This window comes from Paenibacillus sp. JT22N1 (genome assembly GCF_059692155.1).
This window is the reverse complement of sequence record NZ_JCAUAW010000014.1, coordinates 190751-207811: the sequence shown is the minus strand read 5'-3', so window position 1 is coordinate 207811 and position 17061 is coordinate 190751. Positions and strand designations below refer to the sequence as shown.

The window sequence follows — 17061 nt, the reverse complement described above, 5'->3', positions numbered from 1 at the left end:
AACAACGATGACCAAAAAGGACTTCCCCTATTGGCGGAAGTCCTTATGGATACGTGTAACCAACTTTAAGCTAGATACCCCTCAAGGTTTATAACCCTTTTGGGACAGCCCCTTCTCACTTTTCTTATCTGTTCGATTCGTCTTTTTTCTCCTCGATGAAGCCGCTAATGCTTTCTTTGCGGCGTTCATTCTTGGATTCGATGCTTTGTTTTTCTTCGGCAGTTATTTCATCAGCATGTTCGTCCAAGTAGTCCTCAGCTTCGTGCAGATTGGCTATCGTATGATCGATGGCGTTCTGCAAACGAGCTGGATTATCTTCGCGATTGTCTGGCTTTGCCATAGTATTTCTTCCCTCCCTTTGAGGCGATAGATTAACATCCTGTTATACGATTCCACAAGGTCAATAAGATTATTCACTGATTATGAAGTCAATTTCCCTGATTTCCCTCATACATTAAACAAAATCCCATGTCAACCGAGGTGATCATATGGAAATTACACTTGCCGAAGTGCTGCTTTCTATTTTTATGTCCTCGATTTTTTGTGTTATGTTTAGGGAAATACGAAATTATTACAGAGACTCAGGATAGTGCTGCTCGCAGCTGGAATGGAGAATTTTTATGCTCGGTTTTGCTATATTACTAGGCTTTAATTTCTTGGGTTATGTGATTCAGTTGAGCCTGCACCTGCCGCTACCAGGCAACGTGATCGGGCTCATTCTTTTTACCACGGCTTTGTTTACTAAGCTTGTAAAGCTAACTTGGGTGGAAGAAGCGGCTTCACTGTTAACGAGGCATATGATGCTCTTTTTTATTCCTTTTACGGTTGGCGTTCTAGCATTTATTCCGATCATTGGAGCTAATTGGCTTGCCATTTGCGGCGGGACTGTCGGAGCAACTGTGGCTGTTCTTGTGGTAACGGGTTGGGTATCGTCAAAGCTAGGACAGGAGAGTGCTAAACATGGCGAATAGCATGCTGCAGCATCCATTGTTTGGTCTTTCTCTAAGTGTGATTAGCTATGCGTTAGCCAATTTGTTGTACCAAAGATGGCGGTTTATGCATCCTCTTTTTAGTTGTACGGGGTTCATTATCATTGTACTAGTAGGTTTTCGTATTCCTTATGAGGACTTTAAACGAGGAGCTGATGTGCTAACGCTTTTATTAGGGCCTGCAACCGTTGCGTTAGGCGTACCTCTTTACAAATACAGAGAATTGATACGTAGAAATTTGGCGCGTGTCTTGATAAGTGTTTTAGCGGGTTCTATTACGGGCATTGCAGCAAGTGCCGCCATTGTGGGGTTATTAGGAGGAAGTCGGTCCATTATCCTAAGTATGCTTCCCAAATCGGTAAGTTCGGCCATCTCCATTGAAATAGCCGCGCGGCTAGGTGCGATTCCGGAATTAACAGCGGTATTGACCACTTTAACTGGACTGTTGGGCAGTATGTTTGGTACTAGGATCTTGAGTTGGTTTCGGATTAGAGATGATATTTCGATCGGCATAGCAATTGGTACAGCGGCTCATGGCATTGGAACAGCCAAAGTATTCAAGGATTCTGAACAGCAGGGAGGATTTGCTGGATTATCCATGGGGATTTGTGGGATTATGACTTCGGTATTATTTATACCCATTTACATATGGTTAAAATAGTGCTGTGCATGTTGAGGAACAGAGCTCGTAATAAGAGCTCTGTTCTTTTTTTGTATCTAAAAATATGGAAAGTGCAGAAAGAAGAATGTTCGTCAGTAAGGAGTCATCCTAAGGAGTCATCCTACTTTAATCAGGCTGCTTTACCACATATGTAAGACTATCAGCTTGGAGAATAACAGGAACGTCATGTCTTGTTATATCCAGACGCATCGGCGTATCCGAGAGATGAAGCTGTTCCCAGCCCTCGTAATTCGCTTGAAGGATCGCCAGGGCATTCTCTTTCGGCATGACAACTTCGATTAGCGTTTCACGCTTTCTGCCAGTTTGACGGTTGAATTCTTCAATATTCGTATTCATCATAATAAAGTTAATGCCACCTGGCTTAGTACCCTCGGCCATCCTTCGGAGCACTTGTTTGAAAGCAGTGTCGGATTTCACGTGCTCCAGACTAGAGGCAGCAATGATATAATCGTAACTATTTGGTGGGATCTCATACGTACTAATATCTGCTTGTTCGGTACTGATCAAATGCTCAACGCGAAACTCCCTGCTGTAGGTATGAAGTTTCTCTAAAGCTATGTCAAGCAAATCTACACCATGAACATGGCCCAAAGATGACTTGAGCCATTGCGCGAGAGGAATACTATTGCGCCCTACCCCGCATCCCAAGTCCAGAATGGAAAGCGGGTGCTTATGGTCAATCAGCTTAACAAGCTCCATGATCAACGGAATGGGCTTATCCAGCCATGATCCCTTGGTATAAAGACGATGCTGCTCGAAGCAATCTTCATGATATTGCTTTTCTTCTTCACGAATACGTTGTAAACGGGCTGTGTTCATCAAGATACCTCCACTTCTGAATTAGAAAGGTTTGTATACGTTTATATACCTCAATTTATCGATGTCTAAACAATAATGATGACGTTTTGGTTCGTCATTCACGAAATATTACAAATTCTTAATAACACGAAAACGAACACTTAATAATCCTCTGCTAACCTTGAGTTATGAGACTCCAGATGAAAGGCGTGAGGAAGATGAGTGGACCACTTCTGAATACGGCGCCCCAGCATGCCAAGCTGTCGATTAGGCTTGCAAGCAGCGCACAAGAGATTGAGCAGGCTATGCGACTTAGGTATCAAGTTTTCGTCGAGGAAGAGAAGAACATGAGGATGCTGAATGAGCAGGGGCTTGAGCAAGACGTCTACGATGCTTACTGTGATCATCTCATTGTGAAAGACATCGAAACCGAGCAAGTGATCGGTACTTATCGGTTGCTTCCTGGGGATCGAGCTTTGAGCGGGATCGGATTTTATTCCGAAACTGAATTTGATCTTACTGCCTATTCAGATTTGAAAAGTCAAACGCTGGAGCTTGGACGGAGCTGTATTGCTCCCGAATATCGTGGTGGAAAAGCGATTCAACTCCTTTGGGAAGGCATTGCTGGTTATATTAGCGAGCGGAATTATACGCATTTAATTGGTTGTGCGAGTGTGCATGTGGGCAATTTGGAGGAACTCAATTTGATCTACTCGATGCTGCGCCATAAGCAGGTGATAACAGACAGATTCGGTATTGAACCGCTTGCCACGCATCGTATCCCAGGCCTTGCTCAAATAGAAATCGATGGCAACGAAAAAGAGCTGTTCCGTAAACTGCCGCCTCTAATGAAAGGCTATCAATGGCTCGGAGCGGAGATTGGCGGAGACCCGGCATATGATGAGCTATTTGAGACCGTAGATTTCTTTATTATTTTACAAAAAGATCGGGTTACACGTCGTTATAAACGCCACTTTCTAACTACTTAAGTAGGTAAGGAGGACTTACCTTGTATGAATGGATTTCCAAGCTGACATTGGATGAACGTAGGTTACTTCGCATCGAGACAGTACTCCGCGTTTTTCCCATTTGGATGATGTCGGCTGCTTGTTCTATATTAGCGTTTGTTCTTCATCGGGTTTTCCAAAAAGGGTTTCTAAAGCGAGTGGAACACAATTTAATAGACTTACTTGGTGTAATGCCTAAGAGCTCATTAAAGGCTATTTCCGAGCATTATGTTCAAAATGTAGTGTTTACGCTTTATGAAATTCTTTTCCTTTCTGTTCGATTGAAAAAACTTCATGCGAATCACTTTGACGTGCAAGGTGAAGTGCATCTACAAGAAGCAAAGCAACAAGCGAAGGGGAAGGGATTCATTGTCTATGCACCGCATGTTGGAAATTTTTTCAACTATTATTGGTATTTGACTCAGAAATTCGATTGCTTAACGGTGGCATCAGCGGGAAGTCCTGAACTTAAACCTCTGTATATGAAGTTCGCGGCTATGGGTTGTAAGGGCTTAGATTACGACAGTGTCCCCCCGTTGGAACTGTATCGAACATTGAAAAAGCATGTGCAGAGCGGCGGGGTTATTTTCATCCTCGGTGACTTCTGGAGGCCGACATTTCCTTTATCCAGGCTGTTTGGCCGACTAACTCGCACACCTGAAGGTGCGGCCATGTTAGCGCTTGAGCATCATGTGCCAGTTGTACCGTTCTATGGGTATCGTGTCAAAGGGTTTAAGCATAGGTTAGTTTTTGGATCCCCTGTGTATTTACACGAGCAATTTGAATGTTCAGGACGTTCAGAACGTGCGGAGGCTAACTTGCTTTTGAATGCATTCATGGAGCGGGTGATCCGTGAGCAGCCTTCAGCATGGTTTTATTGGTTTAATGTTCATGAACGGTGGGAGAGAGTCCCATCAGCAGCAGCCATTACTACAAGTGACGATGTGATCGGAAGTATAGATTTGACCGCGGAAGCAGCAGGATGACTCACACAACGACCAAAAGGATTGGTGATCGACTTATGGACACAGGAAGCCACTTATTGTTCGGCGTCACGTTAGCGGGTTTAGCATGTTTGGAACCGGCTGTTGCGCAGGAACCTGCGCTGGCCCATGCCATTCTTGCAGGAACACTCATTGGTTCGCATGCCCCTGATTTTGACACCTTTGCACGTCTGAGAGGATATGCGAACTACGTTCGTGTACATCGCGGAATCACACATTCGTTGCCGGCTTTGTTCATTTGGCCCATCCTTCTAAGTCTGCCCCTTGCTGCCATGTTTGGTGTGTGGGAGCATCTGATTAGCTTATATTTATGGACTTTTGCAGCTGTCGTGTTCCACGTATTTCTAGATTTGTTCAATGTGTATGGCGTCCAGTGCTTCCGTCCATTTTCGCAGAAATGGTTCCATCTCGACACCCTCTGTCTCTATGAACCATTCTTATTTGGTCTTCATGGCCTTGGTGTCCTTCTATGGTTGTTCATCTGGAATGGAAATAGTGGCAGCCACATCGGAGAGATGTTTGCTTTGATATATGCCGGAACCTTCCTCTATATTGCCATAAGAGCCTCGCAGCGCAATCGATTCGTTAAGCTCGTAAAAAATGAATTGAACCTCGCAGATGGCATTTGTCATCTCATTCCGAGCCTAAGTTGGTTTCAATGGCAGTTTGTTCTTGAGGGTGACAAATGCTTCTATCTAGGAGAGATCCGACATGGTCGCCTATTCATTCAAGAGGAATACAGTAAAGCGGATTACAATCAGAATGACTCACATCCTATTGTTCAGGCTACCATGGCTACGGATGGCGTTCGCGCCTTCTTACACTTCGCGCAACGTGTTCACGTTTGTTGGAAAGAGAAGAACGACGGTTATGAAGTGCAGTGGCGCGATGTGCGCTTCTGGCATAAACGTAAGCTGCCTTTCGGCGTCAACGTGCTGCTGGACCGGGACATGAACGTGGTCAGTGATACGCTCGGTTGGGATAAGAAGGCTTGGGACCCGCCGTATGTTTGATAGATTTGAAATGAATAGATAAAGTTGAATATTCATAAAAAAAAGAAAGAACACCTCATGACACGATTTCACTCGTGATGAAGTGTTCTTTTTCATAAATTAAAGCGTCTGACCAAATTCTCCACCGTATAAAAGCTCGCTTAACTCTCTTCTGCCTGATGGGATTTCGCGTTCTTGGAACTTCTCATCGAGAGCGCTGACGGGGCCACGGTAACCAATGGCGATCACAGCATGAATATCGTACTCTTCAGGGATTTGAAGGGCTTCACGGGCTTGATTCCGATCGAATCCGCCCATAGCGTGAGTGATTAAACCTTGATTGTTGGCTTCTAGAGCGAGGTAGCCCCATGCTGTACCAGCATCGAACGCGTGACTTGGGTTATCTCCGCCTTTTGGCGTTTTGGTATGTGAAATGACAAGGGTGAGGACGGGAGCTTTTTCGCACCATTCTCGGTTGCCTGGCATAATGAAGTTATGGAATTTGGCTCTTTGCTCGGGTGTACGGGCAATAATGAAGCGCCATGGCTGCAAGTTGCTACTGGAAGGTGCCCACCTAGCGGCTTCAAAAAGACTAAGGAGAACATCTTCTGTCACTTCTTGATCGGTAAAGGAGCGTGGCGACCAACGTGTTAGGAATTGAGGGTTGATTTCGTGGTCAGGTTGACGATGGGATTCGACTTCAGCAGGTAAAGAAGTTGTCATAATTAAATCCTCCTTATTTTGTAATCTTCCTAATATTACCTGATTTCAAAGTGGATTACGAGTTTCTGGAAATTCCCTTGAACAGTATGGTTTTTCATGATTATGGCAAAACTAGTTGTTATGAAATGAAGGACCAAGATGAGGTGCGAGAAACCGTGAATTTTACTAGTCATGATGTTATTATAATTGAAAGAGCGCTAAGAACTGCGATGAAACATGATAGGGAAGAGCATCGTTCAAGAGATTATCATGAAGTTTTGCTCAAAATGCAAGAGAATGTGGAGCAGGCGCTCACCGTCAATACACAGCTGGCAACCATAGAACATGATGGAATTCGGTATGATTATGATGATTCATCCGATCTCATGTAGACATAAGAACGTATATTACCTGGCGACCGCTTCCGGGTACTGCCGCATCTGCTGGGAAACTGAAGAAAAAAAATGAATAGTAGGTTACATAAAGAGGCCCTAGTAAATAAATGGGGCTTTTTTATTTTGTGTGAGACGTTTATAATAGGGGAACAATCGTTCTATGCGGAGTGGTGAAAATATGATAAGAAAAAAATCCCTATCGGATTTAATACAAGGATTAAAAAGTAATGAAAATATAGTTAATTGGCATGAAGTTGAACCTCAAGAAGCAAAGACCCGTTCAATGCCTGAAAGCGTAGATCTAAGAATAAAGGCCGCATTAGCTCAAAGAGGAATAGAGCAGTTATACAATCACCAGCACACAGCTTATGAAACTGTACGTAAAGGTGAAAATATTGTTGCTGTTACTCCAACTGCTTCGGGTAAAACACTTTGTTATAACCTTCCTGTATTACAGGCAGTAGCCGAAGACGACGGAAGCCGCGCGCTTTACTTATTCCCAACGAAAGCCCTGGCGCAAGACCAAAAAAGCGAATTAAACGAAATCATTACTGAAATGGGCATTGATATAAAAAGCTTTACATATGACGGCGATACTGCCCCAGCAATTAGGCAGCTTGTAAGAACAGTAGGGCATATTGTAATTACTAACCCAGATATGTTGCATTCTGCAATCCTTCCTCATCATACGAAATGGGTAAGTTTATTTAGTAATCTTAAATACATTGTCATTGACGAACTACATACGTACAGGGGAGTTTTCGGCAGCCATGTAGCAAATGTTATACGTAGATTACAACGAATCTGTAAATTTTACGGCAGCAATCCACTTTTCATTTGCACGTCTGCAACTATAGCAAATCCGAAGGAACTAGCTGAACAGCTTACAGGAAAGCCTATGCGGCTAATTGACGATAACGGCGCACCAAGGGGAAGGAAGCATTTTGTTTTCTATAACCCGCCAATTGTAAATAAGTCGTTAAACATTCGGAAAAGCGCAACAGTAGAAGTAAACCAGTTAGCCAAAGAATTTTTATCAAATAAAGTACAGACCATTGTTTTTGCCCGCAGTCGGGTAAGAGTTGAGTTAATACTAAGTCACCTACAACAACTAGTGAAAAATGAACTAGGAGCCAAATCCATAAGGGGATACCGGGGCGGCTACTTACCGAATCAGCGCCGGGAAATTGAAAGAGGATTAAGAAACGGGGAGATTTTAGGCGTAGTTAGTACGAATGCTTTAGAACTTGGGGTAGACATAGGGCAGCTGCAAGTCTGTATCATGTCGGGGTATCCGGGGAGCGTCGCCAGTACATGGCAGCAAGCAGGCCGGGCTGGAAGACGGCATGGGGAAGCCCTGGTCGTTATGGTAGCCAGCAATACCCCTATAGACCAGTATCTCGTCTTAAATCCCGAATACTTTTTCGAACGTTCCCCGGAATCGGCAAGAATTAACCCGGAAAATTTATTAATCCTGGTAGATCATTTACGATGTGCAGCGTATGAACTTCCCGTGAAAATTGGGGAAGAATTCGGTCCATTGGAGATAACCGACATACTGGAATACCTAGTAGAAGAAAGGGTACTCACACATGCTGGGGATTCGTTTTACTGGGCCAGTCAGTCATTTCCTGCCCATGAAGTAAGTCTTCGGTCCGCAGCGCAGGAAAATGTAGTCATTATCGACCAGTCCGACGTAGCGAACGTAAAAATTATCGGCGAGATGGACAGATATAGCGCCATGACCCTTTTGCACGACGAAGCTATCTATCTACATGAGGGAGTACAGTTTCAAGTAGAAAAATTAGACTGGGAACATAAGAAGGCATACGTACGGGAAGTCGATGTAGAGTATTACACCGACGCGAACCTGGCAGTAAAGCTAAAAGTCTTATCTATAGACCGAACGGGAAAAAGGCGAACAACGTCAATTCATTACGGCGACGCTGCAGTAAATGTTATGGCAACCATGTTTAAAAAAATCCGTTTGACCAGTTTCGAAAATATTGGATACGGTCCGATTAAGCTTCCCGAAGAAGAACTGCATACCAGCGCGACCTGGGTAGAAATTAATGAGGTTGACCCGGCTTTAGAAACAAAAACACTTGAGCAGCTATTAATGGGAATATCCAATGTAATAAGGCATATCGTACCCATTCTTGTAATGTGCGACCGTAGCGACATTCACGTAGTTTCACAAATAAGGGCAGAACATTCGCAGCTGCCTACGATCTTTATTTACGACCATTACCCCGGCGGTATCGGATTAGCGGAAGACGTATATAAACGATTCGACGAAATAAAAGAAGCAGCCAGTAACTTAATTCGTAAATGCCCCTGTGAAGATGGCTGCCCTTCATGTATTGGAACTGAAATAGAAGGGATGGACGCAAAGAAAAAATCCCTTCTATTAATGGAGGGATTATAAATGCGTGGTTCTGTACCCTACTACATAAACCTGCTTGGCAAGAAGCTGGCCCTGGAGCTGCTTGCGCAGCTCGAAGGCGGTGCCCGATGAGCGGGCTCCGTGAGAGGCTCGGCCGCCTGCGGGGACCTTCGGCGGCTCAGGTTGCACCGCCGACCCTGCCTGTGGCAGACGGCGAGTGGGCGCAGCTCGGCGCCCATGTAGAAACGAGCCCGGCCGGCTCGTTCGTCATGCGGCGCCGTGTGTACGGCGCGGACAGCGTGCACGGCAAGTATCGGCTGCGTGAGCTGGCCGATGTTGCGCAGCAGCTGTCCTGCTTTCACGACCGTGACGCCGTCGTCCGGCTCGAAGAGCTGCTCTTCTTCGACACCGAAACGACCGGACTTGGTGTCGGTGCAGGCAACGTGCCGTTCATGGTCGGCATCGGCTTTTATACCGATGAGCTGTTCACGGTAGAACAGCTGTTGATTCGCAACCCAGCGGAAGAGCATGCTATGCTTGTTTATTTGCAAGAACTGCTCGACCGCTTCACGCATATCATCTCTTACAACGGCCGAACATTCGATTGGCCTATTTTAAAGAATCGCTATGTTCTTAATCGACTCCTATTGGACGATGGTAAGCTGCTTCAGCTTGATCTTCTTTACCCTTCGCGAAGCCTGTGGCGAAACACGCTGCCATCTTGTCGTCTTAGCAAAGTTGAAGAGAGCCGGCTTGGTTTTGAACGTGTAGATGATGTGCCGGGGTCCATGGCTCCCGCTTTATATTTTCAATATTTGGCGGAGAAAAATCCATCCGTACTTGAAGGTGTGTTCGTTCATAATGAGCACGATATCGTTACTTTAGCAGCACTTGCCATACATTTTGGCAAACTAGTGAGTGGAGAAAGTGAACTTGATCCCGAAATCGAACTAGAAGAATTGTTCCGAACAGGTGTATGGCTAGACAAAATGGACCGTTCTGCAATTTCAGAGAATTACTTTGATACATTGTTTGCTAGGTTAATGAATGATCTGGAATCATCTAATCCAGCTGATCAAGAATCAGCCATTCTTCTATTAGCTGCCTTTTACAAGAAGAATGGTGAGTATCTTCGAGCAGTTGAACTGTGGAAGCGCTGGATTGTTATCAAAAACGCGAGCATTGCGCTTCATTTAGAGCCTTATTTGGAGTTAGCGATGTATTACGAGCATCGAGAGAAGAACTTTGCTCAGGCGATATTTTACGCTGAGGAGGCTTGGGCGAAGCTCTGGCGCCGCCGTTCGCTTCATCGTGGAGATAAAAGGCAAAATGAGGTCGAGGAAGCACTGGAGAAACGTATCCGTCGATTGAAAGGTAAGTTGAGGAAGACCGAAAGTCATTCGATTGAGAGGACATCTCCTGCTGTGAAAGGTAATAACACATCGAAAGCGAAAACCAAAACAGGTAAAGTAAAGCCGATTTACGTTAGTGAAGGCCTAATTTAAAGGGGTTGGACACCAATCCTCATAATCCTTGTGAGTAGTTAGATAAGAGCTTCTAGAGACTGCTAAATTTCATTTTTCATCAAAAAATCAGGAAATAGAAGCTCCTAGAGGCTCCTAATTTAAGCATTTTCACCAGTTTTGATAACATTCCATAGTAATAGAAGTCCCTAAAGACTGCTATTACTCATTTTAATACCATTTTGATTGAAATTAGAGTCTCTATGGGCTCTTATTTTTGAATTTCAAGACGAAGGACCCTCTATGTTTTGAAGGTAGTTCCGTTTACTTTCTCAGTCATTTGGATATACAAGGAAGAAAACGGCAAGGAGAGTGTGCCATGCCCGAACTTCCAGAGATGGAAACGTATCGTCAGCAGTTGACGCGATTGGTACAAGGTGCGCCAATCACAGGAGCGGATGTTACGCGTCCGAAATCATTGAATGTGGAGCCGGATAGTTTCATTCGTAAGCTAACCGGAAACCGTATTGTACGGATAGATCGTAGAGCTAAACATTTACTGTTTCACTTGGTAACAGGTGAAGTTTTGTTATTGCATTTAATGCTAGGTGGTTGGATGTTCTATGGCACAGAGGATGAGAAACCGGACCGGACAACGCAAGTTGTGATCCATTTTGGCACGAAGCACTTATATTTCATTGGATTGCGATTAGGATATTTGCACATGCACACACTGCCTGATGTTGATCTGTTGTTAGGCAAGCTTGGGCCTGAGCCACTGGCTTCCAGTTTTACTTTTACACAATTCCAGCAGGTGTTGAAAAGTAAGAAAAGCAACTTGAAATTATCCTTTGTTGACCAATCGTTTCTCTCAGGGATTGGGAACTGCTATTCCGATGAGATATGCTTTTATGCGGGTATTCTCCCACTTCGTAAACTGTCCTCACTGACAGAAGAAGAGCAAAATCGCTTATTTCAAGCCATGCGCTCGGTTCTTCTAGAAGCTATTCAATTCGGTGGATATATAGACGAGCCTCTGTTTGTTGGGGACCGTTTGACGGGGCAATTTGATGCTATGTGTCGTGTATATGATCGAGAAGGGGAGCCTTGTTTGCGCTGTGGACATCCTCTAATAAAGACAGAAGTTTCGAGTCGTAAATGCTTCTACTGTGCTAATTGTCAAGCGTGAAAGGGCTGATTCATGATGTTTATTGGCGCTCATGTTAGTACGCGTGGCGGCTATTTAGGTGCGGCCAAAACCGCTCTGTCTATAGGGGCAAATGCATTTCAATACTTTCCCATGAACCCGCGCAGTCTTTCTACCAAATTAGTTAATCAAAGAGATACAAACGCATGCGCTCAATTTTGCCAAGAACACGGCATATTATCGATTGGACACGCTCCGTACCCCCTGAATCCAGCGGCTGATGAGGTTGAACGCGAGCATATGATAAAGCTTTTGAGGAATGGTTTGGAAATTACGGATGCCTGCGGTTCGGTAGGATTAGTGGTGCACTTTGGAAAATATATTGGAAAAGACCCGTTACAAGGCTATAAAAATATAATACAATGTTTGAATAGCGCTACTCAGGGATATGAGGGTTCTTCTTTGATTTTACTTGAGAATCAAGCTGGGGAAGGTGCTCAGCTGGGGCTAACCATGGAAGAAATGGTTCAAGTGCGCAAACTTAGTGAAGCTCCTGAGAAGATTGGATTTTGCTTGGATACGTGTCATGCATTTGCAAGTGGTTTATGGCAGGGGCATAATTGGTTAGAGCTAGAGACCAAGGGGAGACAGCTTGACTATTTTCCGCATCTGAAAGCAGTTCATTTGAATGACTCTGTCCATCCTTATGGTTCCCGCCGAGACCGCCATGCGAATATTGGGGCTGGTTATATTGGCCGACAGAATATACAGCAGATGCTAAGTTCTTCCTTTTTGATGCAAATTCCAATCGTTCTTGAAACAGGTTCAGGAAGTGACGGTACACATGCTCAGGAAATTGCACTGGTGAAATCTTTAATTACTAGTACTTGATTCATTCCATCATGAACAGGAAAGGAAATCCGATCATGATTCATGTATACTTAGATGACTTGCGCCCTTGTCCCCAAGGATTTACTTTAGCCAAAGATGTTAAAGAATGCATTTTACTGCTTCAGGAGTTTGATGTTGATATTTTATCGTTAGATCATGATTTGGGTTGGACTACGATGGAGACTGGCATGGACGTCGTCACTTGGTTGACACAACAGCGTACTTTTCCCAAAACGATTTATATTCATACTTCCAGTCCCTCGGCTTGTACGGCAATGTATCAAGTTCTTTACACGGCCAAACCCGAAGGGATGAGTCTATACCCTCACCGAATTCCTGACGATTTGCTCATGCAGATTGCACAAGGGACTTATAAGAGTGAGCCGTAGTCAGAAAGGAATCGACCGCAAATGATCCATTTATCCGGTATTCATTTTATTAGAGAAGAACGCCATATTTTACAGGATGTGAATGTACACATTCAGCCAGGTGAACACTGGGTATTGTTAGGCCGTAATGGTTCAGGAAAGACAACATTGCTTGAAATGATGAATGGATACGAGTTCCCGAGTCGGGGAACGGTAGACGTGCTGGGCAATCGATATGGTCAATGTGATGTGAGGGAAGTTCGCAAAAAAATCGGCTATATTTCACAATCTTTATTCGAAAAATTGAACCTGAGTGACCCTGTCCTCGAGGTTGTCGCTACTGGTGAATATGCCTATTTACGGTTTTATCAGGAAATACCGCAAGAGGTGAAAGATCGTGCTCTAGTCATGTTGGAGCGTGTTCGCATTCCTCATTTGGCTCATCAGCCTTTAGGAAGTCTTTCGCAAGGAGAACGTAAAAAAGTCATGCTTGCCAGATCGCTCATGATGAAGCCTTCCATTCTCATTATGGACGAACCAGCGGCTGGTCTAGATTTATACGAGAGAGAACGTTTTCTTACAGATGTCAACGACCTCAGCAAGCAAAACATTACGGTCGTATATGTGACTCATCATATTGAAGAAATAATCCCTTTATTTACGCATGTTGCTATCATTGAACAAGGTGAAATCATTGCTGCAGGGCGCAAAGAAGAGGTACTGACTCCGGAACATATTCATCGAGCTTTTGGGATCGATATCACGTTGGAATGGTTCCAAGAACGACCATGGATTAAGGTTATTGAATCAAGATAGTAGATTACATAAAGGATGCGGCTATGACACACTTAACGACATACATTGGTACCTCGAATCACGGGTTCGCTCAATATGCACAAGATGAAATTCGTAAATTATTTCCGTTAACTAAGTTTAATTTGTTGGTGCCGACAGAGGTGTTTTTATTTGAAGTGCCTGAGGGTACAGAAGATACGATCACAACGCTTAAAGAACAGGAGCCTATGTTTCTTAGACATGTTCAGCCTGTCAGTCAAGACTGGGATTTGAGCCGTACGGATGCGGATATCGAACATCTCAAGGCGTGGTTAAGAGAAGCCATTTCTTCAGGGCTTATTAGTTCAGGCGAGAAAATAGCCACCCAAGTGCGTAAAGAAGAGCGGGCGGATGTACCTTATGCACCTTTCACCGTTAAGGCAGCTTTAGATGAAATATTGGTTTCGGAGATTCAGTCCGAGCCCGTAGTTCGATATGCGGATCAAATCATTTCCGTGTATATTAGCGCCAAGAAGCTATTCGTGGGGCTATCCAAGCCTGCCGACAATTTGTCTGATTGGTCAGGCGGTGCGATCCGATTTATGAAGGAAGAGGATCAAATCTCGCGTGCCAAATTCAAGCTTTTGGAAGCGGAACAACGATTCGGTATTGATTTCAGTGTTGCTCGTACGGCACTAGATATTGGCGCGGCGCCTGGTGGATGGACATCGTTACTTTTGGAACGTGGCTTGCGTGTTACGGCTATTGACCCTGCATCCATGAGTCCTAGACTTCAAGGCAACCGACTTCTCACGATTCTTAAAAAAAATGCTGGCGAAGTAAAGCTGAGGGAAAATGAGTTTGATTTGCTTGTCTGCGATATGAGCTGGGATCCACGTCAAATGGGTCGTTTAGTCGCGGATTTACTCTATTCCTTACAAAGTGGGGGAACGGCAATCATCACGGTCAAACTCATGCACAAAAAACCGTTCCAAACGGTTCGTGATGTTTTGAAGATTTTGGAGCCAACTCTCTTCCTGCTTAAAGCCAAACAATTGTTTCACAATCGGGAAGAATTGACACTTTATTTGCAAAAGACGTAGAATGTGGAAAAAAATGTAGATTTTTAAAGAAGACCCTCTTATAATCAAGGTAAATCTTACCTGATAAGGGGGTCATTTATTTATTGATGGGTAAACAAAGCTTGATTGGAACGTGTATTGGAGGAAGATATCGAATTGAAGATTTGCTCGGTCAAGGTGGAATGAGTCATGTTTATTTAGCAGAAGATTTGAAGCTGAAAGGGAAGAAATGGGCAGTGAAAGAATGCTTGCCTTTAGAAGCCGATGATATGACTCTCTTCCTGGAAGAAGCGGAAATGCTCGCTAGGCTCCAGCACCCTCAACTGCCGCAGTTAGTTGATTATTTTACAACCGAGGATGGAAAAGGCTTCTTAGTAATGGATTATATTCAAGGGCCAACGTTGCAAGATTTATTCGAAGAAAAGGGCCGCGAGCTTCCCGTTGCGAAAATTGTTCATATGGCCTTTCAGCTGTGCGATTTACTTCACTATTTGCACACGTTTCAACCTCGTCCGATTATTTACCGCGATCTCAAGCCTTCCAATGTGATGTTGAATGAGCAGAACCAAGTCCGATTAATCGATTTTGGCGTTGCCCGACACTTCAAACACGGTAAACAATCCGACACCATGCAAATGGGTACGATTGGCTTTGCGGCTCCCGAGCAGTTCTTGGGCTTACAAACCGATGCACGCACTGATTTATTTACACTCGGCTCCATGCTGTATTACTTATTATCGGGCGGCCAGTATGCGTATATCACCCAAAAACCGTTGGAACAGATACGTCCAGATTTACCAGAAGCCTTAACCTCCACCGTACGATTACTCCTGCAAGAGCACCCGCAAAACCGTTGTCAATCTGCCATGGAAGTAAAAATGAGACTTCGTTCCATCTATTCCGAATCAGCAGCAGCCCCAGAAGCTCTAAATTTGCACACACCATATACCACTTCAACAAATGATAAATTAATTGTTATTGGCGGTTTATTTGCTGGTGTAGGTGCGACATTCATGGCGATTACACTGGCAAGAATTCTTCATTCCATGCACATTCCAAACGCGCTAGTTGAGCAGCCAACAATTGAACCTGATTTGTATATGCTCCTTTACGGCGATAGCAAGGCTCCTAAGGATTACCAATTCGCGTCTAATCTTATTAGTGACCAAACGTCTGCAACGATTTCATCATGGTTCAACGGTTTTACAACATGGGTCCCCCTTCATCCTGAGGGGTTTCAAAGCTCATGGCATCCTGCCGATTCCTTCAAACTTCTACATATGATAAAAAAACCAATCGTCATCTGGGACGTATCTACGCATTGGGAGGATCCTTCCGTTCAAGAGCTTTGCCATAGTGCGGATGATATCATTGTAATTGTAGACGCCTCTCCCGGAAAGTGTAATCGCCCAAGTTCACGAGCACATTTCAATCGATTTGATACGTATCAGCAGCGTGGTAAAAAGGTGCATTATGTGGCGAACGGCACTATGCCGGGACATTTCCGGAATGAGTGGGTAGATTCGCTTCCGGAAGCACCGTTATGCACCCTACCTGAAATTCCGCGTGTTGAAGTCATGCGTGCTGTTTGGAAAGGGGAATGTATTCAAGATCAGACCGATGTTTTGGAGAAGTTGAAAGATGCTCTGACCCCTTTACTTAGAGAAATTCTGCCGGCAGATACGATCAGAAAAAGCAGTTTGAAAGGGAGTAAATCATTATTCTCACGATTCAAAAAGCATAGTTAGCCCCTTTAATAAATTTGTAAATTGATTCTCAAGTTATAACCAAACGACCTTAATTGTGTTATGATGATTCATATTTCATTTAGATGCAGATAGAGGGGGCAATACATATGGAACAACGCTTTGCTAGAGAATCCAGATGCTTCAAGACGTCACGAATTTTTCCGACCGATGTAAATAATCACAACACGCTCTTTGGTGGTAAGCTGATGTCCTATATTGATGATATCGCATCGATTGCGGCACATAAACATTGCCGAAGGTCTGTTGTGACAGCCTCAACAGATTCTGTTGACTTTTTGTCGCCCATACATACGTCAGACTCGGTTTGCTTGGAGTCATTCGTGACATGGACAGGCAAAAGCTCAATGGAGGTTTTCGTCAAAGTCGTAACTGAAGATTTGAAAACAGGGGCAAGAAAAATTGCCGCAACCTCTTTCCTAACATTCGTAGCACTTGATGACAATAAAGTTCCGGTTGAAGTTCCAGATGTGGTTCCAGAAACGGAAGAAGAGAAGAAGCTTCATGAATCGGCGCCACACCGAGCAGAAATGAGACGTCTACGAAGAGTTGAAAGTAAGAAGCTGGCAAGCTTCTTCACGATGAAATATCCTTGGGAATAAAAGGATTGATTTT

18 protein-coding genes are annotated in these 17061 nt (G+C 44.2%); 15 read left to right on the top strand and 3 right to left on the bottom strand.

Annotation, left to right across the window (positions count from 1 at the left end; all coding sequences use genetic code 11):
* Nucleotides 1–124: 124 nt before the first annotated feature.
* Nucleotides 125–340 carry a small acid-soluble spore protein Tlp gene (gene tlp / locus AC58UU_RS26075; protein WP_057302361.1) on the bottom strand — a complete coding sequence of 72 codons (216 nt, stop codon included), beginning with the start codon at nucleotides 338–340 and terminating at the stop codon, nucleotides 125–127.
* A gap of 280 nt (nucleotides 341–620) precedes the next feature.
* On the opposite strand from tlp, the gene AC58UU_RS26070 reads away from it, so the two are divergent.
* Both AC58UU_RS26070 and AC58UU_RS26065 read left to right on the top strand, forming a co-directional pair.
* Entirely contained in the window at nucleotides 621–971 is a 351-nt protein-coding gene (locus AC58UU_RS26070) for a CidA/LrgA family protein (protein ID WP_497320013.1), read from the top strand.
* A complete protein-coding gene (locus AC58UU_RS26065; RefSeq protein ID WP_497320011.1) occupies nucleotides 961–1650 on the top strand; it encodes an LrgB family protein in 690 nt (229 codons plus the stop codon). The genes AC58UU_RS26070 and AC58UU_RS26065 overlap by 11 nt, the downstream gene beginning before the upstream one ends.
* A gap of 126 nt (nucleotides 1651–1776) precedes the next feature.
* Here the strand turns inward: AC58UU_RS26065 and AC58UU_RS26060 are convergent, their stop codons facing one another.
* Nucleotides 1777–2490 (bottom strand): class I SAM-dependent methyltransferase, encoded by a 714-nt coding sequence (locus AC58UU_RS26060; protein WP_497320009.1) that lies wholly within the window; start codon nucleotides 2488–2490, stop codon nucleotides 1777–1779.
* A 197-nt stretch (nucleotides 2491–2687) separates the two neighbouring features.
* On the opposite strand from AC58UU_RS26060, the gene AC58UU_RS26055 reads away from it, so the two are divergent.
* Genes AC58UU_RS26055 through AC58UU_RS26045 form a run of 3 tightly spaced genes read left to right on the top strand, consistent with a single transcriptional unit; the run spans nucleotide 2688 to nucleotide 5493 of the window.
* The gene (locus AC58UU_RS26055; protein ID WP_497320007.1) at nucleotides 2688–3458 is read left to right on the top strand and encodes a GNAT family N-acetyltransferase; all 771 of its coding nucleotides are present in this window, start codon (nucleotides 2688–2690) and stop codon (nucleotides 3456–3458) included.
* Between the two features lie 20 nt (nucleotides 3459–3478).
* Nucleotides 3479–4462 (top strand): lysophospholipid acyltransferase family protein, encoded by a 984-nt coding sequence (locus tag AC58UU_RS26050; protein ID WP_497320005.1) that lies wholly within the window; start codon nucleotides 3479–3481, stop codon nucleotides 4460–4462.
* A gap of 35 nt (nucleotides 4463–4497) precedes the next feature.
* Nucleotides 4498–5493, top strand: a complete 996-nt coding sequence (locus AC58UU_RS26045) for a metal-dependent hydrolase (protein ID WP_497320080.1) — start codon at nucleotides 4498–4500, stop codon at nucleotides 5491–5493.
* A 99-nt stretch (nucleotides 5494–5592) separates the two neighbouring features.
* On the opposite strand, the gene AC58UU_RS26040 is transcribed toward AC58UU_RS26045, so the two are convergent.
* The gene (locus tag AC58UU_RS26040) at nucleotides 5593–6195 is read right to left on the bottom strand and encodes a nitroreductase family protein (RefSeq protein WP_497320003.1); all 603 of its coding nucleotides are present in this window, start codon (nucleotides 6193–6195) and stop codon (nucleotides 5593–5595) included.
* 86 nt (nucleotides 6196–6281) lie between these two features.
* On the opposite strand from AC58UU_RS26040, the gene AC58UU_RS26035 reads away from it, so the two are divergent.
* From AC58UU_RS26035 to AC58UU_RS25990, 10 genes are all read left to right on the top strand, one after another.
* Entirely contained in the window at nucleotides 6282–6566 is a 285-nt protein-coding gene (locus tag AC58UU_RS26035; protein ID WP_497320001.1) for a hypothetical protein, read from the top strand.
* 184 nt (nucleotides 6567–6750) lie between these two features.
* The gene (locus AC58UU_RS26030) at nucleotides 6751–8997 is read left to right on the top strand and encodes a DEAD/DEAH box helicase (protein ID WP_497320078.1); all 2247 of its coding nucleotides are present in this window, start codon (nucleotides 6751–6753) and stop codon (nucleotides 8995–8997) included.
* A gap of 86 nt (nucleotides 8998–9083) precedes the next feature.
* Nucleotides 9084–10460: a ribonuclease H-like domain-containing protein gene (locus AC58UU_RS26025; RefSeq protein WP_497319999.1), complete on the top strand. Its 1377-nt coding sequence runs from the start codon at nucleotides 9084–9086 to the stop codon at nucleotides 10458–10460.
* A gap of 337 nt (nucleotides 10461–10797) precedes the next feature.
* Entirely contained in the window at nucleotides 10798–11607 is an 810-nt protein-coding gene (locus AC58UU_RS26020; RefSeq protein WP_497319997.1) for an Fpg/Nei family DNA glycosylase, read from the top strand.
* Between the two features lie 15 nt (nucleotides 11608–11622).
* Nucleotides 11623–12456 carry a deoxyribonuclease IV gene (locus tag AC58UU_RS26015; RefSeq protein ID WP_497320077.1) on the top strand — a complete coding sequence of 278 codons (834 nt, stop codon included), beginning with the start codon at nucleotides 11623–11625 and terminating at the stop codon, nucleotides 12454–12456.
* 11 nt (nucleotides 12457–12467) lie between these two features.
* A complete protein-coding gene (locus AC58UU_RS26010) occupies nucleotides 12468–12845 on the top strand; it encodes a cyclic-phosphate processing receiver domain-containing protein (RefSeq protein ID WP_497319995.1) in 378 nt (125 codons plus the stop codon).
* Nucleotides 12846–12866: 21 nt separating this feature from the next.
* Entirely contained in the window at nucleotides 12867–13640 is a 774-nt protein-coding gene (locus AC58UU_RS26005; RefSeq protein ID WP_497319993.1) for an ABC transporter ATP-binding protein, read from the top strand.
* A gap of 23 nt (nucleotides 13641–13663) precedes the next feature.
* Nucleotides 13664–14701 (top strand): SAM-dependent methyltransferase, encoded by a 1038-nt coding sequence (locus tag AC58UU_RS26000; RefSeq protein ID WP_497319991.1) that lies wholly within the window; start codon nucleotides 13664–13666, stop codon nucleotides 14699–14701.
* Nucleotides 14702–14787: 86 nt separating this feature from the next.
* On the top strand, nucleotides 14788–16428 hold the full coding sequence (locus AC58UU_RS25995) for a serine/threonine protein kinase (RefSeq protein WP_497320076.1): 1641 nt from the start codon (nucleotides 14788–14790) through the stop codon (nucleotides 16426–16428).
* Between the two features lie 107 nt (nucleotides 16429–16535).
* Nucleotides 16536–17048, top strand: coding sequence for an acyl-CoA thioesterase (locus tag AC58UU_RS25990; RefSeq protein ID WP_057302375.1), 513 nt, complete (start codon nucleotides 16536–16538; stop codon nucleotides 17046–17048).
* The last annotated feature ends 13 nt before the right edge of the window (nucleotides 17049–17061 follow it).

Coding starts and splice junctions, on each gene's coding strand:
- tlp (WP_057302361.1), bottom strand. CDS start 340: ATGGCAAAGCCAGACAATCGCGAAGATAATCCAGCTCGTTTGCAGAAC.
- AC58UU_RS26070 (WP_497320013.1), top strand. CDS start 621: ATGCTCGGTTTTGCTATATTACTAGGCTTTAATTTCTTGGGTTATGTG.
- AC58UU_RS26065 (WP_497320011.1), top strand. CDS start 961: ATGGCGAATAGCATGCTGCAGCATCCATTGTTTGGTCTTTCTCTAAGT.
- AC58UU_RS26060 (WP_497320009.1), bottom strand. CDS start 2,490: ATGAACACAGCCCGTTTACAACGTATTCGTGAAGAAGAAAAGCAATAT.
- AC58UU_RS26055 (WP_497320007.1), top strand. CDS start 2,688: ATGAGTGGACCACTTCTGAATACGGCGCCCCAGCATGCCAAGCTGTCG.
- AC58UU_RS26045 (WP_497320080.1), top strand. CDS start 4,498: ATGGACACAGGAAGCCACTTATTGTTCGGCGTCACGTTAGCGGGTTTA.
- AC58UU_RS26040 (WP_497320003.1), bottom strand. CDS start 6,195: ATGACAACTTCTTTACCTGCTGAAGTCGAATCCCATCGTCAACCTGAC.
- AC58UU_RS26035 (WP_497320001.1), top strand. CDS start 6,282: ATGGTTTTTCATGATTATGGCAAAACTAGTTGTTATGAAATGAAGGAC.
- AC58UU_RS26025 (WP_497319999.1), top strand. CDS start 9,084: ATGAGCGGGCTCCGTGAGAGGCTCGGCCGCCTGCGGGGACCTTCGGCG.
- AC58UU_RS26020 (WP_497319997.1), top strand. CDS start 10,798: ATGCCCGAACTTCCAGAGATGGAAACGTATCGTCAGCAGTTGACGCGA.
- AC58UU_RS26015 (WP_497320077.1), top strand. CDS start 11,623: ATGTTTATTGGCGCTCATGTTAGTACGCGTGGCGGCTATTTAGGTGCG.
- AC58UU_RS26010 (WP_497319995.1), top strand. CDS start 12,468: ATGAACAGGAAAGGAAATCCGATCATGATTCATGTATACTTAGATGAC.
- AC58UU_RS26005 (WP_497319993.1), top strand. CDS start 12,867: ATGATCCATTTATCCGGTATTCATTTTATTAGAGAAGAACGCCATATT.
- AC58UU_RS26000 (WP_497319991.1), top strand. CDS start 13,664: ATGACACACTTAACGACATACATTGGTACCTCGAATCACGGGTTCGCT.
- AC58UU_RS25995 (WP_497320076.1), top strand. CDS start 14,788: ATGGGTAAACAAAGCTTGATTGGAACGTGTATTGGAGGAAGATATCGA.
- AC58UU_RS25990 (WP_057302375.1), top strand. CDS start 16,536: ATGGAACAACGCTTTGCTAGAGAATCCAGATGCTTCAAGACGTCACGA.